Source organism: Falsibacillus pallidus, assembly GCF_050990905.1.
Taxonomy (GTDB): Bacteria; Bacillota; Bacilli; order Bacillales; family DSM-25281; genus Falsibacillus; species Falsibacillus pallidus_A.
Window position 1 is genome coordinate 2,045,971 of sequence record NZ_CP158866.1, and the last position, 24,508, is coordinate 2,070,478.

Below are 24,508 nucleotides of genomic sequence, written 5' to 3' on the forward strand. Positions count from 1 at the left end.
AGTCTGCTGACGCGCGGGCTGTTTTTTGAATTTTCTAGTTTTAATGCATTTATCTTGATAAAATATAAGAAATAAATGTTTTGAATAGGAGCGTGTTAATTGATCCACCAACGTGTTAGTCTTCTAACCATAGCAGCATACAATCTACCAAAATTAAGGGCGTTTTATCAAAATTTGGGCTGGGAAGAAACCGAAATCAGTTCAGATTCTTACGCTGTATTTAAAACAGCAGGCGTACTGTTATCTTTGTATCCGAAGGAAAATATCGAAAAAGATTCAGGTGTTGCGCTTTCAAAAAACCCAGAATACAGCAAAATCACGATAGCAATCAATGTAGATACGCCAGAGCAAGTAGATTCCACTTATGAAACCATAAAGGAAATTGGCGGCAGTCTGCTCAAAGAGCCGACAAATGCAGAATGGGGAGGAAGGACTGCCTATTTTTCCGATCCAGAGAAGAATATATGGGAAATTGCCTGGAATCCAACCTCAAAATTCGATGAAAGAGGCGCTATGATTTCATTTTAATGAGCAGATGGAACCATAATAATATTATGTTAACTAATACGATGATTTACAAATTATAGGATAGACAATGATCTATAAATACAGCAGACAGATTTTCAGGTTAAGAATATCCAAATGAATCATAATTCACAGCAACGTAAAAAATAACAAATAGCCAGTTAGAATTGCAACTGATGATTTACTGATAGAAATTCAGGAGTAAAAATTAAATGGAAAACTCCAGATGAATTAAATGTAAAATTAAATCGTAAAAAAACAAATAAATTTAACTCATCCCAAATCTCATAAAATTTCTATTCTGTCTCACTATTAAGAGTATACTTTTGATATGAGACATTTTTTCTTTCCGAAACTCAACTATCTATAATTTATATTATGTAAACTAGAAAATAGATCGCCACTCAGGATCTTCTATAGCGCTCCCTTCCCTTTATATTAGATAAAACATTGGACAAGTACGGTAGTAAATACTCTTATCTTTAATTATGCCATCATTCAAACATAAAAAAGAATCCGCACGTTATCCGGCGGACTCCTAGGTAAAACTAAATTCTAAGTAAGAATACAATTATGCTGCAATCTTTTTACATTCTTCAGCGCATTTCAGACATGCATCTGCACATTTTTGACAGTGTTCATGATCATGCTTTTTACACTCATTTCCACAAGCTTCACAAATCGTTGCACAAACTGAAGCTAATTCGCCAGCAAAAGGAGTTCCTCTGACCAGGGCTTGTTCTAAATAAGAGCAAATATCCGCACATTCACGATCCAACCGAATGCATTCAGTCATCATTTTTACATTGTCTTCATTCAAGCATGCATCATAGCAATGGTTGCACGCTTCCATACATTCATGCAAGGTTTCAATTAAAGATTTGTACTTTTCATGTGACACTATATCGCCTCCTATTATTTTGGGTACATAAGGTGTTTATCCTACCTAGTGGCCCTATAAACAAAAAATCGATTAAATTACTATTTTGCTTGTTTTAATTCGCTTTCTGTAACCCATTTATGATTTTTAACTGTCTTACCACCATTGGTTGGTTTGTAATCAATCATATAGACTGTCGTTTTTTCCGCGGAATCAATGGTTGCCTTAGCTCCATTCATCCCTTCCATATGATCGGCATTAACTGTTACCTCGGTGCCCTTTTTCAACTCTTCATCACCAGCACCCTGAATTTCTTCCTGAATGACCCATTTATGATTGGTCACCCTTTTACCGCCATTTGTAGGGTTATACGAAATTGCATACGCAGTCGTATCATACGCCCCCACAATCTTAGCTTCTGCTCCCTTCATTCCTTTCATATGATCAGCTGTTACAATCGCTTTACTGCCTACTTTATAAGTAGGATCTTGATCATCTTTAAGACCTTTTGGCACTCCATCTGAACCTGACATATCCATTTTGGAGTGATCCATATTCATTTGGTCACCATCTTTCTTCTGTTGTTCTCCTGTCTCTTTCTTTGAAGAACTGTTGTCGCTGCTTGAACATGCAGAGAGAGCAAGAGCGGTAATTATAGTAATAAATATTGCAGCGATTTTTTTCCCTTTCATTTTTTCACACCTCATAATCTGATTTTTGTTTTTAATACGCTTTTTATTTTGTGCTTCTGGACGCATTCCATTCAATTCTTTGATTTTCACCCAACCTCCATTTAAAGTGTTAATTGAATAGTTGGATCTTATCAAAAGAATTTGAAGAAAATATGAAGTTAATGCATGGATTCTCGACATTTTTATTGTAAGTTAAATAATAATTGAAATTGAATTAGGAGACTTAAGACGATGAAAAACATTTTATTGGTGGATGACGAAATAAAGATGCTGAATCTGCTGGAACTATATTTAACCCCTAATGGGTTTAACTGTTTAAAGGCGAATTCAGGTCCTCAAGCCATTGAATATATCGCAGAAAAGCAAGTGGATGCAGTTTTATTAGATATCATGATGCCCGGAATGGACGGATGGGAGACCTGTGAAGAAATTAGGAGATTCAGTGATATCCCTATTATTATGGTAACCGCAAGGGACAATAAAGCAGATATGATTTATGGTTTAAACTCAGGTTCAGATGATTATATTACAAAACCTTTTGATGAAGACATTTTGATTGCTCGTTTGAATGCCGTTCTTAGACGGACGAATCCAGCAAATGAGATTGTTTTCAATGAGTTGATATGGAATGAGTCCAAGCACACTGTTTTGGTATACGACAATGATCTCCCTTTTACCCCTATCGAATTTTCCCTGCTCGGATTATTTTTAAGAAATCAAGATATCGTTCTTAGCAGAGATCATCTTATAAACAATATATGGGGATTCGATTCAGAAATAGAGGATCGTACAGTAGACTCTCATATTCGAAATCTCAGAGAGAAATTAAGAAGAGCTGGTTTTCAAATTGATGAACACTTAGCCACTTTATATGGGGTTGGATACAGATGGAAATCCAAGCGATGAGAATAAAGAAAATTTCCATTAAAATAAGCTTATATTTTTTAATCGCTACCTTGCTGATAGAAGGAATTTTATTCTTCTCATTATATACCAATTTAGTTCAATCCCGTGTCAATGAAGAAATTAACGCCCTTCTTGCCAGGGGTAACAGCCATCGGGACGTCCTGCAAAAGAATTTTGATTCTACAACAGTAAAACATGTTGCACTAATGGAATCTGAGGGTTCAACTAGTGTAATTATTACCTCGCTAACAAAAGATATCATATCTCAATCAAAAAATGTGACCGCAGGAATGAAGAATCATTTGCAGCATGAGATGCCTATACCACATAAGGGCTCTGTCATTGAAAATCATTGGAAAACATCAGAATATATATGTACAGTCAGCCCTATTAAAATCAATAATGAAGTAAAAGGCTATGTCTATATGTTTTTGGGAACTGGATCTATCAAGTCACTCATAAACCATCTAACGCACCAATTTCTGATTTCAGGTGCTGTAATACTAGGAGTAACCATCATTACCATGATTGGTCTATCCAAGCTGATTGCCACTCCATTAGTCCGTATGAAGGAAGCAGCCCAAAAAATGAGCAGCGGCGATTTGACCGTTTCATTAGATGTAAAAAGTCATGACGAAATTGGTGAATTGTCAAATGCTATTCAACAATTGGCAAGCGATTTGAAATTCATGAAAAACGAAAGAAGTGAATTTTTAGCGAGTGTGGCGCATGAACTTAGAACACCATTAACTTTTGTAAAAGGGTATGCAGACATTACAATGAGAGAATCAATTACTGACGATGAGAGAAACAGCTATTTATCAATAATTAAAGAAGAAAGTGAACACATTACAGATCTTGTTAAAGATTTATTCGAGCTGGCGCAAATGGAAAAACACTCTTTTCAAATTACAAAATTAAGTTGCAATCTATCCGATCTGATAGCTAAAACCATTGACAGACTTAGGCCGGCATACAAAAATAAAAACATAAAATTATCTTTTACTTGTCCTAAAGATCTGGTTGCCCAAATAGATCAACAGCGATTTGAGCAGGTCCTTATTAACCTTTTAAATAACTCTTATCGTCATGCCTATGAAGGTTCAACGATTTCTGTAAGCATACAGCCAATTTCCCACTTCATTCAAATTGAAGTTAAGGATGAAGGAGAAGGAATACCACCTGGAGATGTCCCCTATATCTTTAATCGGTTTTATCGGGTAGACAAGTCACGAACCCGATCAACTGGCGGAATCGGTCTTGGGCTTGCCATTGTAAAGGAAATTATTGAACTGCACCATGGCAGCATTCATGCTGCTAGCATTCTTTCAAAAGGAACGATCATCTCCATTCGATTACCTGCTGAATGAAAAAGGAGAAGGGCTTATACCCCTTCTCCTTTCCCATTTACAGCTATCTTATTCCAGGAGTCTCCCGAATCATTTGATTGAAAGATGTCTTTCATCATAGTTGTCATTGCAAGTTCATTCTCATTTGCTGGATTGACAGCTATGTATGAAATGACATCATCGCTCTTGATTGATGGCGGCTCAATCTCCTGCTGTTCAAATGATTCAATATTAATCTTCACTATTTTTTTCGAAGCACCATATAGTGAGCCTTGATTTGAAAATGCAATTGCAGAAGCCCCTTTTCTATAAATCGGGGAAAAGGATTTCCCATAGTCCTTTGACAGGAATATTCCTTGGTCCGTTGCAACAGCCACAATTGAACTTTTATCAGGATGGGCAGATAGGGCTGTCAATTGTCCAGAGACACCATCCATCTTTCCAATTGACCAAGTTTTTCCCTCATTGCCAGAAAAGTAAAGCCCCGGTTTGCCCATCTTCGAATTCCTTTCAGCAGCGATTACATACATGGAATGGGATTCATACCCTGCTGAAAGACCATGAAAGTCCACCTCACCATAAAAATTCAATGTGTGAATAGTTTTTCCCATATCCGTGCTTTTAACTATTCCTAAAGGATTTTTTAGGGTGGAGTCTTTTCCAGGATGACCACTGCTGTAAAACCCATCATTGACCATCGAAAAGCCCATGTAATCATTTCCCTCCCCATCTCCTTTAGTCCAAGTTCCATTTTTATAAATTTTTAATCCATCATGTGAGGGAACAACTAACTCTGCGCCTTGATTTGTATACCCTAATCCATGAATATCCATGAATTCAATTGTATCTTTATCAGATTGATTTCCTATTTGCCCAGTTATTATCACAATTAGAAGTGAAACTAAAAAAATAACTGAAAAAATCAAGGAATACAGACGTCGTTTTTTCCATATTCCTCTTGCTTTCTTCTCAGCTGTTTTAATTTTAAAATTTGACAGGAGCAATGCACATATCCCTAACACGGAAAGAATCCCGAGCACTATTATAGACAGCAGAAAAGACTGGCTAATGATATTCTCATTCTGATGCTGTATTTCGGTCCCATGTGCTCCAACATTTGAAGAAAAAGTAACACTGAAAGTAATACCAAATAAACTAAATATCATCTTTTTAAACATTTTCTTAAAAACTCCTTTATTTCTATTCAATTACCGGTTATTTTACCAGGAAATTATGAAGAAAATATGGAGTATTAAATGACTGTCTGCCCTATTCACGGTTAGACATATGAAATTCAGTTCTATTCTTTAGCAACCAATGGTATTTCGATATTAATTCAATTATTTTATATCAGCCGTAGAATTCGCGCTTTGTTTGTAGACAGATTTCCTATGGAACCATTCGTAAATGATTGGAATGATAAAGAAGCTGTTAATGGTTGAAGTGACCATTCCGCCAATCACCACAATTCCCAATGTTTGAGAGATGACTGTCTCTCCGCTATGAGAGAATGCAAGCGGAAGCAATGTTAAAACTGTGGCAGCAGCCGTCATTAATATTGGACGGAACCTCGAAAGGCTTCCTTGCAGGACCGCTTCCTTTAAGGTCATCCCTTCTCTTCGGTTTCGTTCAATTTTGTCGACAAGGACGATTCCGTTGGTGACGACGATTCCAGTCAGCATTAATACGCCGATTAAAGCGGCCAGGTTCCACTCCCCATGGAATAGCAGCAGAGCCACAACAACACCACTCAGGGCCAAAGGAATGCTTAGAAGGACAGATAACGGTGCTCTCCACCCTTTGAATATGGATGATGTTATAAGCAGTACTAGGAGAATTGAAAATGAAACAGCGACAACCATGTCAAAAATCATTTGTTTGACCTGTTCAGAAATACCTCCAAGCGAATAAGAAATTCCATTCGGCAAGGTCATGCCTTTTAATGCTTGATCTACTTGATTCGATACTTTTCCTATATCGTTAGAAGTTATTTGAGCTGTAACGAGTGAAAACGGCTGTCCATCTCTTTCGCTTATGGACGATGCTGCTGTATCTTTTTGAATCGATGCTATTTCATCTAAACGAACCACTTTTCCATTTGCTCCATTAAAGGATTCAGATTTTAGTGATGCAATAACGTCACCCGCTGATGCTGTAATAGAAAGAGGAGCATCTTTTCCAGATACGATTTGATCAAGAAATTCATCCATTGGCAGCATTTTATGATCAACAGTAACCTGTGCGTCTTTGGATTGTGCCATATACCGATTGATGACAGTAAGAATATCAAATGGATTCACGCCAAGATCCTTAATTTTCGCCTCGTCAAGGACCACTTTATATTTTGCTGCCCCATTGGTCAGGTCCACTTTTCCATCTACACTCAGGTTAGCAATATTGGCAAGCTTGGTTCTTGCTGTTTGGGCAATTTGATCCAACGTTGCTTGATCTGCTCCCGAAAATACACTGCGTATCTGTGAATCGTCGCCGGAGATATTCTGGCTGGTTACAGTATAGGCAGTATTGGAAGATAGTTTCGGCAGTTCTTTTTGCAATTGAGAAATTACCTCATCTGCATCCTTCTCCCTTTTTAACACGACAGAGAGATTCGCCACATTTGGATACGTAATGTATCCGCCTCCCTGGTCAAATACATCATCACTTTGAGGTGTCATGGTTGAACCAAAATGAGAAGAATAGGAGTCTACTTTTGGGTTGCTCTTTAACGTTTGTTCAATTTTTTTGACCTCAGAATCTACTTGTAGAAGTGTACTCCCCTTCGGCAATTCAGCTTTGATGGCAATTTGACCGATTTTACCGCTTGGCAGCAAACTGATTGGCAATAAAGTCGAGCAGACTCCAGCAGCTAAAAAGACAGCCAAAGAAATAAACAGCAATGCTTTTTTATGTTTGAATGCCTTCTCTAATACTGGCCTCATCTTCTTATCTAATGTGATGGTTTCTTTAGGCGGCTTGCCTCCCTTCCATCCCATGAAGGCTAATGTCGGAATCACTAGCATTGCAGTGAAAAAGGAGATGATTAATGCTATGACAACAGACCAGGCAAAGCCGCTGTAAGAAGCGCTGATAACGCCACCGACAAAAGCAATCGGGATATAAACCGCAATAGTAGTCAAAGTAGATCCCAGAATTGCAGGTATCATCTCAACTACAGACTCGGCAAGAAGAGGTAATATCGGCTTCCCTTTTTTTTCTTCTCGTTTTCGATACATGTTATCAAGGATGACGATAGAATCATCTACAATACGCCCCATTGCCACAATCAATCCGGAAACGGTCAGGATGTTCAATGTGATTCCCATTGACTTCAAGATGGCAGTCGTTGCTAAAAGAGAAATCGGCAAGGAAATGGCGATCAACAATGTTGAGCGAACATTCCTGAAAAAGAAAAAGACACAGATCATCGAAAATAAACAGCCTAACAATCCTTCTCGAATGAGACCAAAAAGGGAATCATTAAGTTCTTTTTCACGATCTAATAGTAAATGGAAATTTACGTCGTTTGGATTGATGGTATCAAGCTGCAGGTTGGAAACCCGTGCCTTCACTCGATCGGCTACGCCCGTAATGTTTGCTGAAGGCGATTTAATGATATTCAGCTCCACACTCGGAGCGCCATTCGTTCTTGAAACGGTTTTAAAGTCATTTAATGAGTGCTTAATAGCAGCAAAAGAAGAGACTGGTACGCTTTTGCCATCTTTATTTTTAATCTTTGCATTTTCCATTTGCTGCTCTGTCAATTTTAACCCTTCGAATGAAATAGGGATGGAGAGCTGATTATTGACGATATTCCCCTGCGGCATCATTGGAAGAATAGATGCAAAGGACTTATTGACATCATCGAGCGTCAATCCATTTTTGGCTAAATCCTTCATTCGGACAGTCATTACGTATCCATCTTTTGCTCCTCCGAACACAGAAACATCCGATACCCCAGGAACACTATTTAATTGTCTGGTGATTTCTTGGGCTGCAGTGGACCGTAGTGTTGCTTCATCTAACTTTGAGCTGGTCAAACTGTAGGTCAGGATTGGAAAGGAACTGGTGGTTAGCCTGGTTACTGCAGGAGTGCTGGTGATGGTAGAAGGCAGATCGGCATTAGCCAAAGCTTTATTGACCTGATCTTCTGCTTGTTTCATGTCAGTATCCATTGGAAAATACAAACTCATGAATAATCCGCCATCATAGGATGTACTTTCAACGTTATCCAGGCCATCGACACTTCTCACTGCACTGGCCAAATTGTCAGTGACCTGCTTTTTCACTTGATCTGCCAGATACCCCGGTACCCTCATACTTACGGATAAAGTAGTATTATTGATGCCCGGCAGATAATCCCTTTGCATCTGGTAAGCAGAAATTCCTCCCCATGCCAAAATAATGAGGACGCAGACAATCATTAAAATGGCACGTTGCATGGATGCCTCAACAAGCTTTTTCATAAGATTCCCCCTAAATATGCTATGACCCATTTTAATCTCAGAAGTTATGTAAAAAACTGCGAAGATGGGTACTACTCATTATAGGGAGGATACCTGTACAAATTCTGAACACTTCATTAAAATTACCTTAATAAAAAGTGCCTGTCACGCCCCGAAATATGTCGTTTCAAAATCGACAAAAACCGGGGCGTGACAGGCACTTTCAAAATTACACTTCCCTATCCTATTTCCTGCATATGCAGCTTCTGCGTCAACTGATCGATGATTCCCACCGCTTTATTGGAAGCTGATTTCATTTGATATTTTCTCGCTCTATAACGCATGTAGGTTAAAGTGCGTGGATCATGCAGCATTCTATTTATATTGTAGATTAATTCTTCAGGGGTATGAACAAGGCGCGCTAAACCCGATTGCAATAAAAATTGGGCATTATCCTCTTCCTGTCCTGGAAGTGGGTTAAAGAGAAGCAATGGTAGATTCATGGCTATGGCTTCTGATGAAGTGACTCCTCCGGGCTTGGTGATCATTAGATCCGAAATGGCCATGATTTCATGGACGTTCTCAGTAAACCCCATTAGCAGCACATCATGTTTCGATCCTGAAAACTCCCTCTCCAGATGCTGTCTTAATTTTTCATTGCGTCCGCAAATGATAATCAATTGAATAGAGTATGGAATATCCTCAAAAGCTTCAAACGATTCTTTATTGAAAAATCCATCCCCCCCTCCCATCACAAGCAGAGTGAACTTGTCCGGGCGCAGATTGTATTTGGCAAACAACGTTTTTCTTGAGAGTATTTCATTAAATCTCCTGCGAAGCGGAATGCCTGTCGCTTTGATTTTGTACTCTTCAACTCCCATATTCATTAATTCATCCTTTACTTGCCTGGATCCGACGATATATTGATCCGTAAATGGATAGATCCAATAGGAATGGTATGCATAATCTGTAATGACAGTCACTGCTGGAATATCAATGCATCTTTGTTCCTTTAATTTTGAAACGATGCCTGCAGCGAATGGATGGGTACTTATAATGGCAGAAGGTCTGATCTTCTCAATGATTTTTAACATTGAATTCATGCCAATTGTAAAAATGGAATTTAACTTTGTCGAAAAAGAGTTCCTTATCTGCGTTTTTCTGTATAAGAAGCTATATACTTGGGGGAAATTTTTGATGCTCTTTTTATACAGTAATGTACTGATAGGGGAAAGATATGGATGCAGCCATTCCATTGTATCAATCACAACGGGTTTTACCGTTGGATGCCTGTCCTCTATAGCTTCACTTAATGCTTTTGCTACTTGATTATGGCCGTCGCCAACAGATGCTGAAAGGATTAAAATTCTCTCTGAGTCTGTGAATTTCATCATTGATTTACACCCCATTTTTATATTTCCCGATGTATATATGACTTCCAGCAAGAAGATATTGATTTCAATAATCTCTGCTTTTGTTACCTCTACTATAAACCTCCCAGCTGAACGCCCACTTAATGCAAAATTAACAAATCATTAAAAAAACCAATCCCCACACAATAAGGGATTGGTTTTCACAATCAATTTTAAATTACTCAATCATATTTTCATTTTTTATTTTTGGCAGCATTAGCTGAACCTCTGTTCCTTCCCCTTCTACACTATTGATTTTGATCTCGCCATGATGCTGCTTCATGATATTCTTAGCAATTGGAAGGCCGAGCCCCATTCCTCCAGTTTGTCTGCTTCTTGCTTTATCCACCCGGTAGAAACGTTCAAAGATCTGATTGATTTCACCTTCCGGAATTCCAATGCCGTAGTCGACGATTCTAATCAGTACATGTTTATCATACTCCTCAAGATAAACATCCACTTTTGCCTTGCTATACTTTATGGCATTATCAATCGCTATAATGATGACCTGTTTTAATTTGAATTCGTCTGCACTGATAGATAGTGAATCTGTATTCGCATGAAGTACAATATTCCTCTTATAGGCAACCTTCAGCTGGTTAATGATTTCCTGGCAAAAGGATGTTAATTGAATCGGTTTGAGTTCTAATTGGTTAGCGAGCTCTGTATTGGCAAGATCCAAGAATCGCTCCGTCATTTTTTGGATCCTGGTCGCTTCTGAATGAATGGAATCAATTGCCTCCAATGTCATTTCAACATTTTCAATGCCACGCCGCCTCAATAAATCTGCATAGCTCTTGATAACCGTCAGCGGTGTCCTCAATTCATGGGAGGCATCAGAAATGAACTGTTTCTGCCGCTCCAGGTTCTCATCCAATCTGTCGATCATCCGATTAAACGTAACCGCCATTTGATTCAGCTCATCTTTTGTTTCGCGCTGTATGGATATCTTTTTAGGAATTCCGCTCTTTTCGATGTCTTCCATAGATCTGATCATATTAGAAATAGGACGGATGATGATATTAGACAGCCACCTGCCGCCGAGCAAGGAAAATAAGGCTCCTATTAGAGTACATGTGCCAAGAATGATGAGCAGGACATCCTTCCCCAGCTCCAATCCGATCACTCTTTCACTTAATTCTAAAGTGTATTTAACCTGGCCATTCACTTTGATTGGCTCTTTATAGATGATGATTTGCTCTTCTCCGCCCTCATCGTGGATAATCCGCCGATCTGTAGTCGGGTGGCTCGTGAATTTAGGCTTTATTTTCTTTGATAAGTATTTATCATTTGTCACTTCATTAATGATAGTAGAATCTTTATTTACAAATCTGATAAAAGAATGGCTGGATAGATACGGGATAAGTCTTGTTTGGGACACATCAGATAATTCGTCAGGCTTTATCTCATTCATAATATCCGATGCCTTCTGATGCACTTCGTCCTGAACTAAATTAAATGTGATGGTCATAAATGAAAAAAAGACAATAGAGTTGATGGCAATTAATACGAAAAGAATCCATGCCGTTGTCATTAAATTGATTTTGGTTGTGATTTTCATACTTTCCTACGACTCCTTTATGATATATCCCACTCCTCTTACGGTATGAATAATTTGAGAATCAGAAAAATCTTCTTCTAATTTTTTTCGTAAATGTCGAATATAAACGTCGATGACATTCGTTTCTCCTATATATTCATAACCCCACACATTATTAATGATGTTGTCTCTTGTGACGATCCGGTTCTTATTGGCTAACAGATAGACTAGAAAATCAAATTCCTTTGGTGTCAATGAAATAGGTTTCCCTCCTCTTTCCACTTCTCTCGTCTGAGGGTTAACCATTATATCTTTTATCGTTAAAATCTCTTCTTCTGCTTTTAAAGCACTGGTGGAAACTGCTGACTGCCGCAATGACGAGCGCACTCTGGCCAGCAGCTCTTCCATTTCGAACGGCTTGGTAATATAGTCATTTGCCCCAAGATCCAGGCCAGCTACTTTATCCATCGTCATATTCCTTGCCGTCAATAGGATAATCGGAATCATATCATTTTCTTTCCTGATTTTCCTTAAGACCTCCATGCCATTCAATTCAGGGAGCATGACATCAAGTAATATCAAATCAAAATTCCCCTCGAGTGCCAATTGAAAGCCGGTTCTCCCATCATTGGCCGCAATAACCTCGTATCCTTCATATTCCAATTCGATCTTCAATATTTTGGCGATGCTTTTTTCATCTTCTACTACTAATATTCTTTCATTCATCTAAATCACTCCCTATATCTTTCAAAACCGTGTGATATGGATTGAATCTCTACTAACAAAGGTATCATTATTTAGTCACCATTTTAGATTTTTAATAAAATTTTAATGTTTTGTTCAGGGGAAATAGAGGTTAGCGGGGTAATATAGAACTTGGTTGAACGCATCATGCGCATTCCTTCTACTATGCTTAAGCGGAGGAGCTGCGACAGGAAAGGTGATGAATCATGAATAAGACTTTTATTTCAGTACTCATACCATCTTATAATGAATCTGAAAATATTTTAGCTATATATCACGCACTTAAGGAAGAGTTTTCCCAAAAAATCGACCGCTATGAAATTCTCTTTATTGATGATGGCAGCACGGACCAATCGTTAGAGATAATGAAAGAGTTAGCCTTGCATCATCCGGAGGTTAAATATATTGCGTTAACAAGAAACTTCGGAAAAGAAGCGGCCATGTTTGCCGGTTTGAAGCATGCTAAAGGAGATGCCGCCATCATTATGGATGCAGATCTTCAGCACCCTGTCAGTTTGGTTCACACATTGATTGAAGGATACAAAGAAGGATATGAACAGGTGATTGCACAGCGGAATAGGACAGGTGATTCCTATATCCGCAGCAAACTTTCCAGCTTATATTACCGCTTACTCGAAAAGCTAGTGGACGTAAAATTGAAAGATGGACAAGGAGACTTCCGCCTGCTAAGCAGAAATGCAATAGATGCTATCTTAGAAATCGGAGAGAGAAACCGCTTTTCAAAAGGTCTTTTCTCCTGGATCGGGTTTAAGCAAAAAGTAATTAAATATGACAATACGGACCGAAAAGCCGGAAAATCAAAATGGTCATTTAAAAAATTGATTGATTACGGCATTGAAGGGGTCGTTTCATTTAATCACAAGCCGCTGCGACTTTGTCTGTATACCGGAGTCGCCACATTCCTGCTCGGTATATTCTTCATTACAGTTATGTTCATCAAGATTTTATTCAATGGTATATCGGTGCCTGGTTATTTCACAACCATCTCTTCCGTTCTTTTTCTAGGCGGTGCCCAATTATTCAGTTTAGGGGTCATTGGAGAATATATTGGACGGATTTATGTAGAAACGAAACACCGTCCCCATTATTTGATCGAGGATACAAATACGGTGGAGGAAATTGTATATGCTAAAGAACAAGGATGAATTCTTTCGCTTTATAATAGTTGGCGGCATCAATACTGCCAACTATTATTTCATCTATCTACTGCTTCACCGATTGGCCGGCTTAAACTACCTTTTTTCCCATTGGATCGCTTTTTTGATCAGTATGGTTTTTTCATTCTATTTGAATGTTTATTTCACTTATCGGGTCAGGCCCACCCTGAGAAAATTCCTGCAGTTCCCAGTTACACAAATCGTGAATATCTCGATTTCATCAGCATTTATTTATATTTTTGTTGAATTCCTGCACGTAAACAGCTACATCGCGCCACTCTTATCGGTGATATTCACTGTGCCTGTTACTTTCATCTTAACAAGTAAAATTTTAAAGCGAGGTCAGGATTCTACATGAGACTAAACAGACATGTCCTGCTCTTTATAGGCAGCATCGGACTATCCATTTTGACACATGCTTTCTTTCTCTACCAAACAGTTAACGGAAGCTATATGGCTGGGCCGCATGATGGATTATCCCAGATGATTCCCTTTCGAAAACTGATTTATGATCAATTTTCGAAGGGGAATTTCTTCTATAGCTACCATTTTGGACTTGGCGGCGGTACTTACCAGCTAGCCTATTATTATGCAAATAACATCTTTTATTTTTTTGTATTTGGTTTTGTGTTCCTGCTTGAAAAGCTTAGGGTCATTGGATCACCTGATACACTTTTTTGGGCAAACGCGACCCTTTATATCAGCATTGTCCGCCTTTCCCTGGTTTTCATCATCACAACCTATGTTTTCAGGTATATGAAGATAAGGATGCCCCATGCTTTTATGGCTGCCTTCTTATATGGCGGAAGCATTATGTATTTCCGTCATGCTGCCTATTGGGAATTTTTTTCTGACGCATTTCTCTGGCTTCCCCTATTTTTATTAGGCATTGAAAAGATTTTCAGGGAACAAAAACAAAGATTTCTGATTACAGCCGTGGCATTATCCATGTTTGATAATTTTTATTTCGCCTATATCCATTTCCTATTCATGGGCATCTATATCCTCGTGCGCTGGTTGAACCCACGCACAAAAGATGAGAGGAAAAATGTAAAGCAATTTGCGATAAGTATACTATTGGGTGCAGGAATCAGTTCGGTTTCTTTTGTCCCTGCCGTGTATGGCTTCCTTCATAATTTCCGACCGGCGTATCACGATCCTATCCCATTCATAGACTTAAGGCAAAATGTCCTCCTTGGGGACAAAACGATCTGGCTGCCGGTTATTTTTGTGCCGCTCCTGCTGATTTCTGTCCTATACAAAAACCACAGTTTTCGAGTCTTCGCCATAACGGGGGTCCTATTTGCCACTTTTCATTATGTTCCGTTCATGGCAAGCGTCTTTAACGGTTTTTCTGCCCCTCAGTATCGATTTGAATATATTATTTCATTTTGTGCTGCAGGCGCCATTGCAGCAGGACTCCAAGATCTATTTGAAATGACAGACAGGTCGTTGAAAAAAGCCTTTATCCTGGCATTGATTATCTATTGCACGGCGTTTGTCATCCACCCGACAGGACTCAAATTAGCCTTACTCGTTGTTTCGATCATCCTGCTGGTTCTCTTTTATATCTTAATCAAGAAAAAAAATCCCGCTCACATATGGGGATTCTTATTGGTAACGAATCTAATAATCGTCAATGTTTTTCAATATGGACTTTACCAGTACGGTGGTGTGAAACTATCAACGAAAGACTATATGACGAGCAGGCATTACAATTCACTGGAGCAAAGAAACTTGATTCACGCTGCCATGCAGAATGAAAAAAGCGAGACAACCAGATTGGATTGGATTATTGATGACCGTAATAATACTCCAATTGTGGAGGATTATAATGGTATGAGTGCTTATTCGAGTATTCTAAACAAAAACATCTTATTTTTTTATTATAAGGATCTTCAGATCGACATGAAGCGGGAAAGTGTGAGCCGATATAACAGTTTGGGAGACCGGGCCAATTTATACAGCCTGCTCCGTGGTAAATATCTGATGTATCAAAAAGGAATGGAGAAAAATATTCCGTTTGGATTCACTCCCTATATGAAGAGCAAAAATTATATTATTTACCGAAATGAAAATATTTTACCATTCGTTCGGACGACAAGCAAAATATACAGTGCCGAGTATCTGAGAAAACTCCCGATGATTGACCGTGAACATGCTATGCTCGATGGAGTTGTACTGAATATCCCAACTGAAAAACAATTGAACGCCTTAAACCGAAGCAAGGATCTCATTAAACAAACAGAGATGGAACCATACCAGGGCACCTACCACAAAGGGCAATTGCATGTGGAAAGTACGAACGGCGGCCTGGATATTAAGCTGAAGAAGCTTCCTAAGGACGCAAAGGACCTGTACCTATCATTTTATTTAAAGAACAATAGCAAAACGGCCCCTCTCTTTCCTTTGACAGTAAATGAATTCGAAACAACCAGAAAATCCCGGACTTCAATCTACAGGACGACATTTGACCATTTGACAGTACGGATTCCATCTGATCAAACAATCAGAATACGGATGCCAAAAGGCAGTTATACTTTAAAGGATTTTCATCTTTTTTCTGAGAATTATCATTTTCTAAAACAGGCCGAAAAAAAGAAACCCGATACGAGTGTTCAAGAAAACAAAAATCAAATCAAGATTAGGCTGAAAAATACGGTTGGGGATTCCATGATGATTTTGCCTATTCCGTATGAAAAAGGTTGGGAGGCAAAAGTAAACGGAAGGAAACAAGAGGTGCTGAAGGTGAATTACGCATTTATAGGTGTTCCTATAAAGCCAGGTGAAAATAGCATTAAACTCCAATTCTATCCTCCCTTCTTTAGAACGGCTTTGATTATAAGCATTGTGTCGTTTCTCATATCATTCTGGAGGGTAATTACTAGAAGAAGACACTTAGAAAAATAGAAAACGGAGGTCCGATGATGAATTTAAAGAAGCATCTATTAATTGCTTTTATCATAAGTTTCATCTCACTTATAGGATTCACATTTATGGCCATTCTTGTCAATGAACATTCGATTAAATCATTCGATAGGCCCATTATTCAATTTGTACAAGGTTTTGAGGCGCCGTGGCTGACAGGTATAATGCGGGTTTTTACATTTATAGGAGGCATGCTACCTGTCATTGTGCTGTCCCTTCTGGCAATTTTGATCCTATATACCGTCTTTAAGCACCGGTCTGAACTTGTATTTTTTGTTGCGGTCATCGTGGGTGCTAATGTTCTGTTCCTTACACTAAAGCAGATTTTCCACCGTGCACGTCCTGACTTGCACCGCTTAGCAGTTGTGACGAATTATAGTTTCCCGAGCGGGCATGCGACAATGGCCTTTGCTTTATACGGTTCACTGACTTTTCTTCTATGGAGGCATACCAGCACACGATTGAAGCGGACGTTATTGATCATCATAAGTGCCATTATGGTTTTTGCCATCGGGATCAGTCGGATTTATCTTGGGGTCCACTATCCCAGTGATATCATTGCCGGGTATTTTATCAGCGCTTTCTGGCTTACATTTGCTATTGGATTTTATCAGCGGTATAGGGAGCGTCTTTATAATCGGACACACAATAATTAACAATGGCTGTTTTCATAACCCTTGTTGTTAAAATCTTACTGCCGATTTTAACACTAAATTAGCTGTTTTGTGCGTTGCAATATAGTTTCCAGGCTTTTTTCTTTTTAAATACGGTATTTTGATGGCATCTATGATCCTGCTTGAATAGCTAAAGCAACAAACTTTTAGAAAAAAGCCTTAACAAAAAGAGGAATTGCCTTTGCATCAGGCGATTCCTCTTTTATTAAGATGCTTTATATTTTGATTTCAACCGCTTAATCATCCACCAAATACCGATGAGAATGAAAATAGCCAATATCCCATAAGTGACAGGTTTCATATACATTTGTCCTGTCTCCCAGTTTTCACCGAGTTTGACTCCCAAATAAACAAGGATGATATTCCAAGGGATGCAGCCAAGGAAGGTGAATATGACAAATTTACTCATTTTCATGTTGGCCATTCCTGCTGGAAGAGAAATAAAGGTTCGTATAACAGGTAAAATCCTTCCGAAAAATGCAGCCGCACTTCCATATTTCTCGAACCACATTTCCGCCTGTTTTACATGTTTCTGATTTAATAAAACATATCTACCATACTTTTCAATAAATGGCCTGCCTCCGTATTTCCCTACTAGATAAATTAAAATTGATCCAATAAGGTTGCCGGATACCCCGGCCACTACGACGCTCCAAAAAGAATAATCCCCGTTTCCTACTAAAAATCCTCCAAACAGCATAATGACTTCGCTTGGAAGGGGGATGCACGCACTCTCCAGCAGCATTCCCCCAAAAATCCCCCATATCCCCAGCGAGGATATAGCGTCCAGAACGAAACTTTCTAATGAATTCATCAATTGATGCAGCATATTACTCTCCTTTAAACATTTCTCATTCTGAAATCATTTTCGATGTATCTCTTTTCGTTATTGATAAATATACCACCAATGCCAAAATAATAACGAGGAAAATGACACTTGTTCCAGTCGTTCCTAAACCAAGTCCCCCATGCTTTGGTGACTGCGACATGAAATCACCGATGGATGCTCCCAGTGGCCGGGTTAAGATATAGGCGATCCAAAATGCAAGAACCGCATTCATTTTAAAAACATAGTATCCAATCGTTACCAGCGCAATTAATACCGCAAAAATGATTCCAGAAATCAAATAACCAAATCCAAGATCTTCAGATATTAAATCACCAGCAGCTGTACCTAATGCAAAAGTAAACAAAATAGCGAGCCAATAATAACTTTCGCGCTTTATCGTGAAAATGGAATGAATTGAAAGTGTTCTTTCATTAACATACCAAGTTGCAAATGTGATTGCCAGTAAAAAAGTGAATACAATTGTAGAAGCAATTAGTGGGACACCGAAATGATCCGTTAGATTATCCGTCACCAAAGTCCCTACAACACTGATTAGCACTACCGCAATCCAATACACAGCAGGAATATATTTTTTAGCCTTAAACTGGACAATGAGAGAAATGACTAAAAGAGCACTCATAATAAGCGTAGTATTGGTTAGACCGATATGCAAATGGAAATTCAAATAATCTGCTGCAGTTTCCCCAACGGTTGTCGCCATGATTTTAATAATCCAAAAAAAGATTGTAACTTCCGGAACCTTACTCATTAAATACTTTCCAAAGTTTGAAGTACCACCATGTTTATTAACTGTTTCTACTTGATTTCTTTCCATGTTCATTCATCCTCCAATTAACTTAATTTAGAAAATAGATAGCTTAAAAGATTTCTAATAAAGTTTAAGTGATGAATCTATCGATCTTGATTAACCTCAAATGAATGGTTTCTTAAAAAATGATTAATTTTTCATTTAGTGATTAAAGAATTCGATCAGAAACACAAAAGCTTCATCTAATGCTAAACTTCCTGAAATATTACCAAAAACATTATTACAATTCCGATAAGAGTAATTGATAGGAAGATTAAATGTGTTTTTTTTCCACTTATCATTTTTATTAATTCTACAAATTGTTCAAACCGCATTAATAGGAATCGAATAATTTTCCCTTTGTAAATACGAAAGATGATATAAACTGCAGCCAAACTTATGCCAACAATCATTGCTTCAGCTATGAAATGGCTGATAACATGATGAAACGTATCCCATTCTGGACCTAATACTTTTCCGATTGTAATAAAACTTGTTCCCCATATTAGAACGCCTACATATGCAGGAATAAAAAATGTTCGATTCTTCATTCTTGATATCCCTGAAACATAGCCGGTAATGTGTCTCACACCAGGTATGAAATAAGCGAACACCAATAATTTACTGCCGGAGCGCTCCAGCCAGGAAGCTGTTTTTTGATACTTTTGAGGGCCAAAGTTCAAGAAGCGGCCATACTTCTCAATAAGTCTATAGCCACCTGCTTTCCCTATCCAAAAAGTACTTGTGATACCTGCACCAGCAGCCGCATAAGCAGTCAGCAGAGCAAATATAAAATTCATTTTTTCAAGATACACTAAGTAACCCGCATAGCTCATTAACAGCTCTGCAGAAATCGGAAGTGCCAACAGTTCCAAAAATGTTCCAAGAAATAAAATGACATAAGGATGATGTTCAAATAAGGTGATTAGGTGTGACATGATGGCCTCCAAGTTCCATTCATTCATTACAATTTGGGAGATTCACTCTCAAATGGAACCTGAATCAAATCTATCATATAAAAAATAAGAAATTAGAATTTTAATGATGAATTAATCTTATTTTAACCAATTAAAAAGGTAGGTTGGATAAACTGAGTCCATCCCCTCACGATCTGCTATACCGCATATTTAAAACAACAAATGAAAATGAAAGAAATGAGTGATTTTATTGAACTACAAATTATTCCAGCTAATCAATCACAATGCCGGCCATCATCCTGTACTTGATGGGATAATGGTTTTTTTTACAAAAGAGGCTTTAATCCTCTACGCCTTGATATTGCTTCTGATGTGGTTTTTAAGGAAGGACAACTATAAACAAACGGTTGTGCTTGCTGCATTAACTGGAGCTTTGGGTCTTTTCATCAATTTGGTCCTTGGCCATTTGTTTTATGAAAACCGACCATTCATAACCCATCATGTACATTTATTGCTCCCGCATATAAAGGATTCTTCATTCCCGAGTGATCATACAACAGGTGCATTTGCACTAGCCCTGGCTGTGTTATGGCGTAAACATCGCAAAATTGGCTCCGTCATGCTATTAATCGCAATCTTAACAGGAGTTTCACGTATTTATGTCGGACACCATTATCCATTTGATGTGCTTGGAAGTGTGATAGTAGCATTCATAACAAGCATCGTTGTTTATAAATTCCAATCTGTCTTCAAGCCGCTTTCACAACTCATTATCAGTATTTACAATAGAGTGCCTCTTGTTCCTAAAAAAGAGCAGAATCTTTCAAGATAAGCAAAAAAGCAGACTTCACTTCAAAGTCTGCTTTTTTGCTTATCTTATTTAAAATTTACTACTATTCGATTTTTGCTTATTTAAATATTGTTATATAAATTTCCTTTAATTTGGATTCATGAATTATACTTTCATAGAAATTGGGGTAAGATTATCGACTTGATTTCTTCCAGACTTAAAAAATAGTGAAAACACTGCAGCTATTAACAATAAAAATGCCGTGAATGCTAATGGAATTTGCGGTGACAGGGATTCAGTTATACTTCCTGCAAAAAGGTTTCCGCTAATAGAAGCTAAACCTGAGATTAAAATACCCCCGCCGGCTAAGCGGGCAAGATAATGGTCAGGTGTTACAGCCTGCCTGGCAGATCCATTCACGACAAACGCCATTGATAATGCGCCATCAAATATTAGCATGCCAAGCGAAATAAAAATCAAATGGCCAGTGAGGAAAATCAAGAGCAATCCCCCACAAGAGAATCCCATCAGCCAAGCATATAAAATATTCCAAGAAAAATGCTTGATTTTATTCAACAGGAATACTCCCAAAAGGTTGCCTATCCCCGCAGCAGATAATACGAAACCAATCTGCCATTCATCAAAATGCAAAGTTTGATTTGTATAAAATATCACAGAAAGGAAAACGCAAGTTGTTGTAAAATTTAAAACCCCATGTTGAAAGGTTATAAAACGTTGAACCTGATTTTGAAATAGATGCTTTATTCCTTTTAATGCATTTAAATTTCTTCTCATCATGTTTTCTTTGATCTAAGCGTTTTTTTGCTTTTCATTATAGCTCAGGAAAATAAGCCCTAAAAAAGAAATCAAATAAGAAATCGCATCAGTGCCCAAAACCCAGGCAACGCCTGCGGTCGAAAGGGTAATTCCTGCAAGAACCGGCCCAAGCAGGGTACTTATTGCATCAGCGCCTTCCAAGTAGCTATTAGCTTTTACCAAATGACCCCTTCCCACAATCATGGGCATAATCGCTCCAAATGCCACTTTGCTGAATAAACTTGCCCCCCTGACACTAAAAGGCTTAATGCAAGGATCCATATATTTAATTTTTGAATATATACAAAAATCACAAGCATAGTCATTGTCATAAAGCTGATGGCATCAGCTATCATTGCCACTTGCTTTTTATTCTTTCTATCTACCCAATAACCTGCCTGAAGAGACAGCCCCAAAGGGACAATCCTGAGACAAACTGCCATCAACCCTGCTTTCCATGGTGAACCAGTTTGCTGAAGGACAATCAATGGAATGGCAATTTCACTGAAACGATTCCCAAAGATAGTAGCTAGCTGACCAATCCACAAAAACGTAAAGTTTGTATTTTTGAACAACCCCATAACCTCTCTCTACAATCCCCTTCCTATATTTTCCCTAGCAGTCAATTAAAATTCTATCCAATACCGTTGAACAATTTCATCCGAGTATAATGACTTCACTTCATTTTCTAAAACCCCGCCAACTTTTTGAATGGTTTTAGCTGAGGCGATATTAGGCTTATCACAGCTGACCAATACTTTTTCTAAACCTAATTTTCGGGCTTCCACCAAGCAAAGGCACAGCTGCTCAGTGGCATATCCCTTTTGGCGTTCTTCCGGATGAATGCTATAGCCGATATGCCCATTCTCCTTTAATAACTCTGGTGTTAATCGATGACGAATATTAATTAGTCCGATTACTCTTCCATCTACGATACTCACAAATTGCGTGGAAGGCACACGGTGTTGTGGAAGATCAATTCCTTTTTCTTGATTTTCGACTTTTTCCAGCCATTCGTCGAAATCACCAAAATACTGTAGGGAAGAACCTCCATATGGTTGTTCACCAGACTGTAAAAATGCTTTTCGATAATCCATGATTTGTTCTTTAAGAAGGTGGTTTGGTCTCAATAATTCCAATTGTGTATCATCCTAACATCAAAAATATGTATTTTTTCCCAATAGTCTTCTTCTAGAAAAGCAACTCATTTTCCTTCTTTCTCAAATTATCAGGCAATTTTAAAAAACGCCTGACTCTTAGCAGATCTATTACCACTAAGAATCAGGCATTTATATCCCTTTAGTTTATTTAGGTTTCAAATGATGTTTAAATCATTCTCCAGTTTCAGCAAACAGCTTAATACGCTTACCGATTTCATCACGCACACGCTGGAAAAACGCCCATTTTTCTTCATCAGTTCCCTCGGCTTTTGCAGGGTCGTCGAAGCCCCAATGCTCACGTTTTACGTGCGGAGGTGTCATTGGACATTTATCAGCGGCATCTCCGCATAATGTCACGACTAGATCGGCATTGTTTAATATCTCAGGATCAATTATATCGGATGTTTGGTTCGTAATATCAATTCCTGCTTCATTCATGGCTTTAACAGCATTCGGATTTAACCCGTGGGCTTCAATCCCGGCACTGTATACATTCCATTCATCGCTATTTAAATATTTTTTAGCCCAGCCTTCAGCCATTTGGCTTCGGCAAGAGTTGCCTGTGCATAAGAAATAGATGGTTTTTTTAGACATATTTAACATCTCCTATAAGATTATTTTAAGAAATAAGCATAAGCCATAGATAAAGCCCTGCCAGTGTAATGAACAGCGTCGGGATCGTCAGGATGATCCCTGTTTTGAAATAGGTGCCCCATGAGATCTTGACGCCTTTTGTAGATAATACATGAAGCCATAATAACGTAGCAAGGGATCCGATCGGTGTAATTTTTGGACCAAGATCCGACCCGATCACGTTTGCGTATATTAGCGCTTCTCTCATAGTATCCGTTGTACTCGTCGCATGTATGGCTAATGCATCGATCATGACCGTCGGCATATTATTCATGATGGAAGAAAGAATGGCTGCAATGAAGCCCATCCCGATCGTGCCAACAAATAAACCGTGGTCAGCTGTCGTTTGGATGACATCTGCAAGTACTTTAGTAAGTCCGACATTCCTCAGTCCATAAACAACGACATACATACCGATTGAGAAAAAGACAATTGCCCACGGTGCTCCCTTTACAACTTTTGTCGTTTCAACCGCAGAGCTTCTTCGAGCCATCATTAAGAAAAAGAAGGCGACAATCAAGGCAATGATGGAAACTGGCACATGAATTGCTTCTCCGGCGAAATAACCGAGTAAAAGAATGCCTAACACAAACCATGAAAGCTTGAACATTTTTCGGTCTTTTATCGCTTTTTCAGGCTGTTTCAAGTCTGCCAAATCATATTTTTTAGGAATGCTCTTCCGGAAATACAGATAAAGGACCAATATGCTCGCAGCTAATGAAAAAAGATTCGGGATAATCATTCGAGATGCATATTGTGCAAAGTGAATGCCGAAAAAATCAGCAGAAACGATATTCACCAAGTTGCTGACGGCTAATGGAAGAGATGTTGTATCCGCTATGAACCCACTGACGATAATAAACGGAAAGACCATTTTGTCCTCGAACTTTAATGCACGTACCATCGCCAATACGATTGGCGTCAGGATGAGCGCAGCCCCATCATTAGCAAAGAACGCCGCCACCAAGGCTCCTAAGAAAGCTACATATACAAACATCCGTACTCCGTTTCCACCTGCAGCTCTTGCCATATGTAATGCAGCCCATTCAAAGAAGCCGATTTCATCTAAAATTAAAGAAATGATGATGACTGCGATAAACGTGAGGGTTGCATTCCACACAATTTGTGTTACATCCCATACGTCCGTAAAGTCGACCACTCCTGCCAGCAGCGCTAGTACGGCCCCTCCGCAGGCAGACCAGCCGATCGATAAGTTTTTTGGCTGCCAAATGACAAAAACGAGAGTAATCAGAAAGATCGCTGATGCTAAAATAATTGAAGTCAC

At 38.6% G+C, this 24,508-nt stretch carries 24 protein-coding genes; 8 read left to right on the forward strand and 16 right to left on the reverse strand.

Features of this window, described 5'->3' with window-relative positions; translation table 11 throughout:
- Positions 1-99: 99 nt before the first annotated feature.
- A complete protein-coding gene (locus ABTV07_RS10870; protein WP_433742287.1) occupies positions 100-528 on the forward strand; it encodes a VOC family protein in 429 nt (142 codons plus the stop codon).
- A 568-nt stretch (positions 529-1,096) separates the two neighbouring features.
- Here ABTV07_RS10870 and ABTV07_RS10875 read toward each other — a convergent pair.
- Both ABTV07_RS10875 and ABTV07_RS10880 read right to left on the reverse strand, forming a co-directional pair.
- Positions 1,097-1,426 (reverse strand): four-helix bundle copper-binding protein, encoded by a 330-nt coding sequence (locus ABTV07_RS10875; protein ID WP_433742288.1) that lies wholly within the window; start codon positions 1,424-1,426, stop codon positions 1,097-1,099.
- An 80-nt stretch (positions 1,427-1,506) separates the two neighbouring features.
- Positions 1,507-2,097 carry a YdhK family protein gene (locus ABTV07_RS10880; protein ID WP_433751197.1) on the reverse strand — a complete coding sequence of 197 codons (591 nt, stop codon included), beginning with the start codon at positions 2,095-2,097 and terminating at the stop codon, positions 1,507-1,509.
- Between the two features lie 231 nt (positions 2,098-2,328).
- Here ABTV07_RS10880 and ABTV07_RS10885 point away from each other — a divergent pair, with 231 nt between their 5' ends.
- Positions 2,329-3,003, forward strand: coding sequence for a response regulator transcription factor (locus tag ABTV07_RS10885; protein ID WP_433742289.1), 675 nt, complete (start codon positions 2,329-2,331; stop codon positions 3,001-3,003).
- A gap of 2 nt (positions 3,004-3,005) precedes the next feature.
- The gene (locus ABTV07_RS10890; RefSeq protein ID WP_433751200.1) at positions 3,006-4,373 is read left to right on the forward strand and encodes an ATP-binding protein; all 1,368 of its coding nucleotides are present in this window, start codon (positions 3,006-3,008) and stop codon (positions 4,371-4,373) included.
- Positions 4,374-4,387: 14 nt separating this feature from the next.
- Here the strand turns inward: ABTV07_RS10890 and ABTV07_RS10895 are convergent, their stop codons facing one another.
- The 5 genes from ABTV07_RS10895 to ABTV07_RS10915 form a co-directional block, all read right to left on the reverse strand.
- Positions 4,388-5,530, reverse strand: coding sequence for a F510_1955 family glycosylhydrolase (locus ABTV07_RS10895; RefSeq protein WP_433742290.1), 1,143 nt, complete (start codon positions 5,528-5,530; stop codon positions 4,388-4,390).
- A gap of 162 nt (positions 5,531-5,692) precedes the next feature.
- Positions 5,693-8,815, reverse strand: a complete 3,123-nt coding sequence (locus tag ABTV07_RS10900; RefSeq protein ID WP_433742291.1) for an efflux RND transporter permease subunit — start codon at positions 8,813-8,815, stop codon at positions 5,693-5,695.
- A gap of 218 nt (positions 8,816-9,033) precedes the next feature.
- Positions 9,034-10,188: an MGDG synthase family glycosyltransferase gene (locus ABTV07_RS10905; protein WP_433742292.1), complete on the reverse strand. Its 1,155-nt coding sequence runs from the start codon at positions 10,186-10,188 to the stop codon at positions 9,034-9,036.
- A 196-nt stretch (positions 10,189-10,384) separates the two neighbouring features.
- Positions 10,385-11,767 (reverse strand): sensor histidine kinase, encoded by a 1,383-nt coding sequence (locus ABTV07_RS10910; protein WP_433742293.1) that lies wholly within the window; start codon positions 11,765-11,767, stop codon positions 10,385-10,387.
- A gap of 6 nt (positions 11,768-11,773) precedes the next feature.
- The gene (locus ABTV07_RS10915; protein WP_433742294.1) at positions 11,774-12,472 is read right to left on the reverse strand and encodes a response regulator transcription factor; all 699 of its coding nucleotides are present in this window, start codon (positions 12,470-12,472) and stop codon (positions 11,774-11,776) included.
- A gap of 224 nt (positions 12,473-12,696) precedes the next feature.
- Between ABTV07_RS10915 and ABTV07_RS10920 the strand changes: the two genes are divergently transcribed.
- Genes ABTV07_RS10920 through ABTV07_RS10935 form a run of 4 tightly spaced genes read left to right on the forward strand, consistent with a single transcriptional unit; the run spans position 12,697 to position 17,252 of the window.
- Entirely contained in the window at positions 12,697-13,656 is a 960-nt protein-coding gene (locus ABTV07_RS10920) for a glycosyltransferase family 2 protein (protein WP_433742295.1), read from the forward strand.
- Entirely contained in the window at positions 13,637-14,026 is a 390-nt protein-coding gene (locus tag ABTV07_RS10925) for a GtrA family protein (RefSeq protein WP_433742296.1), read from the forward strand. Before ABTV07_RS10920 ends, ABTV07_RS10925 begins: the two co-directional genes overlap by 20 nt.
- Complete coding sequence (locus ABTV07_RS10930) at positions 14,023-16,578, forward strand: YfhO family protein (protein WP_433742297.1); 2,556 nt, start codon at positions 14,023-14,025, stop codon at positions 16,576-16,578. The genes ABTV07_RS10925 and ABTV07_RS10930 overlap by 4 nt, the downstream gene beginning before the upstream one ends.
- A 17-nt stretch (positions 16,579-16,595) precedes the next feature.
- The gene (locus ABTV07_RS10935) at positions 16,596-17,252 is read left to right on the forward strand and encodes a phosphatase PAP2 family protein (protein WP_433742298.1); all 657 of its coding nucleotides are present in this window, start codon (positions 16,596-16,598) and stop codon (positions 17,250-17,252) included.
- A 223-nt stretch (positions 17,253-17,475) separates the two neighbouring features.
- On the opposite strand, the gene ABTV07_RS10940 is transcribed toward ABTV07_RS10935, so the two are convergent.
- From ABTV07_RS10940 to ABTV07_RS10950, 3 genes are all read right to left on the reverse strand, one after another.
- The gene (locus tag ABTV07_RS10940; RefSeq protein ID WP_433742299.1) at positions 17,476-18,099 is read right to left on the reverse strand and encodes a DedA family protein; all 624 of its coding nucleotides are present in this window, start codon (positions 18,097-18,099) and stop codon (positions 17,476-17,478) included.
- A 22-nt stretch (positions 18,100-18,121) separates the two neighbouring features.
- Positions 18,122-18,868: a COG4705 family protein gene (locus tag ABTV07_RS10945; protein ID WP_433751202.1), complete on the reverse strand. Its 747-nt coding sequence runs from the start codon at positions 18,866-18,868 to the stop codon at positions 18,122-18,124.
- A 248-nt stretch (positions 18,869-19,116) separates the two neighbouring features.
- Positions 19,117-19,845 (reverse strand): DedA family protein, encoded by a 729-nt coding sequence (locus ABTV07_RS10950; protein WP_433742300.1) that lies wholly within the window; start codon positions 19,843-19,845, stop codon positions 19,117-19,119.
- A 229-nt stretch (positions 19,846-20,074) separates the two neighbouring features.
- Between ABTV07_RS10950 and ABTV07_RS10955 the strand changes: the two genes are divergently transcribed.
- A complete protein-coding gene (locus ABTV07_RS10955) occupies positions 20,075-20,656 on the forward strand; it encodes an undecaprenyl-diphosphatase (RefSeq protein WP_433742301.1) in 582 nt (193 codons plus the stop codon).
- Between the two features lie 123 nt (positions 20,657-20,779).
- Here ABTV07_RS10955 and ABTV07_RS10960 read toward each other — a convergent pair whose 3' ends face one another.
- The 6 genes from ABTV07_RS10960 to ABTV07_RS10985 all read right to left on the reverse strand — a co-directional run bounded on the left by ABTV07_RS10960 (position 20,780) and on the right by ABTV07_RS10985 (position 24,508).
- On the reverse strand, positions 20,780-21,412 hold the full coding sequence (locus tag ABTV07_RS10960) for a hypothetical protein (protein WP_433742302.1): 633 nt from the start codon (positions 21,410-21,412) through the stop codon (positions 20,780-20,782).
- Positions 21,413-21,424: 12 nt separating this feature from the next.
- A complete protein-coding gene (locus tag ABTV07_RS10965; protein WP_433742303.1) occupies positions 21,425-21,613 on the reverse strand; it encodes a hypothetical protein in 189 nt (62 codons plus the stop codon).
- Positions 21,614-21,630: 17 nt separating this feature from the next.
- Positions 21,631-22,005, reverse strand: a complete 375-nt coding sequence (locus tag ABTV07_RS10970; protein WP_433742304.1) for a hypothetical protein — start codon at positions 22,003-22,005, stop codon at positions 21,631-21,633.
- A gap of 51 nt (positions 22,006-22,056) precedes the next feature.
- Positions 22,057-22,569: a GNAT family N-acetyltransferase gene (locus ABTV07_RS10975; protein ID WP_433742305.1), complete on the reverse strand. Its 513-nt coding sequence runs from the start codon at positions 22,567-22,569 to the stop codon at positions 22,057-22,059.
- Between the two features lie 192 nt (positions 22,570-22,761).
- On the reverse strand, positions 22,762-23,184 hold the full coding sequence (gene arsC / locus ABTV07_RS10980) for an arsenate reductase (thioredoxin) (protein ID WP_433742306.1): 423 nt from the start codon (positions 23,182-23,184) through the stop codon (positions 22,762-22,764).
- A gap of 25 nt (positions 23,185-23,209) precedes the next feature.
- The gene (locus ABTV07_RS10985) at positions 23,210-24,508 is read right to left on the reverse strand and encodes an arsenic transporter (protein WP_433742307.1); all 1,299 of its coding nucleotides are present in this window, start codon (positions 24,506-24,508) and stop codon (positions 23,210-23,212) included.

Excerpts from the sequence above, each read along its gene's own strand:
- ABTV07_RS10880 (WP_433751197.1), bottom strand. The coding sequence starts at position 2,097 with ATGAAAGGGAAAAAAATCGCTGCAATATTTATTACTATAATTACCGCT.
- ABTV07_RS10885 (WP_433742289.1), top strand. The coding sequence starts at position 2,329 with ATGAAAAACATTTTATTGGTGGATGACGAAATAAAGATGCTGAATCTG.
- ABTV07_RS10895 (WP_433742290.1), bottom strand. The coding sequence starts at position 5,530 with ATGTTTAAAAAGATGATATTTAGTTTATTTGGTATTACTTTCAGTGTT.
- ABTV07_RS10900 (WP_433742291.1), bottom strand. The coding sequence starts at position 8,815 with ATGAAAAAGCTTGTTGAGGCATCCATGCAACGTGCCATTTTAATGATT.
- ABTV07_RS10905 (WP_433742292.1), bottom strand. The coding sequence starts at position 10,188 with ATGATGAAATTCACAGACTCAGAGAGAATTTTAATCCTTTCAGCATCT.
- ABTV07_RS10910 (WP_433742293.1), bottom strand. The coding sequence starts at position 11,767 with ATGAAAATCACAACCAAAATCAATTTAATGACAACGGCATGGATTCTT.
- ABTV07_RS10915 (WP_433742294.1), bottom strand. The coding sequence starts at position 12,472 with ATGAATGAAAGAATATTAGTAGTAGAAGATGAAAAAAGCATCGCCAAA.
- ABTV07_RS10920 (WP_433742295.1), top strand. The coding sequence starts at position 12,697 with ATGAATAAGACTTTTATTTCAGTACTCATACCATCTTATAATGAATCT.
- ABTV07_RS10925 (WP_433742296.1), top strand. The coding sequence starts at position 13,637 with ATGCTAAAGAACAAGGATGAATTCTTTCGCTTTATAATAGTTGGCGGC.
- ABTV07_RS10930 (WP_433742297.1), top strand. The coding sequence starts at position 14,023 with ATGAGACTAAACAGACATGTCCTGCTCTTTATAGGCAGCATCGGACTA.
- ABTV07_RS10935 (WP_433742298.1), top strand. The coding sequence starts at position 16,596 with ATGAATTTAAAGAAGCATCTATTAATTGCTTTTATCATAAGTTTCATC.
- ABTV07_RS10940 (WP_433742299.1), bottom strand. The coding sequence starts at position 18,099 with ATGCTGCATCAATTGATGAATTCATTAGAAAGTTTCGTTCTGGACGCT.
- ABTV07_RS10945 (WP_433751202.1), bottom strand. The coding sequence starts at position 18,868 with ATGAGTAAGGTTCCGGAAGTTACAATCTTTTTTTGGATTATTAAAATC.
- ABTV07_RS10950 (WP_433742300.1), bottom strand. The coding sequence starts at position 19,845 with ATGTCACACCTAATCACCTTATTTGAACATCATCCTTATGTCATTTTA.
- ABTV07_RS10960 (WP_433742302.1), bottom strand. The coding sequence starts at position 21,412 with ATGATGAGAAGAAATTTAAATGCATTAAAAGGAATAAAGCATCTATTT.
- arsC (WP_433742306.1), bottom strand. The coding sequence starts at position 23,184 with ATGTCTAAAAAAACCATCTATTTCTTATGCACAGGCAACTCTTGCCGA.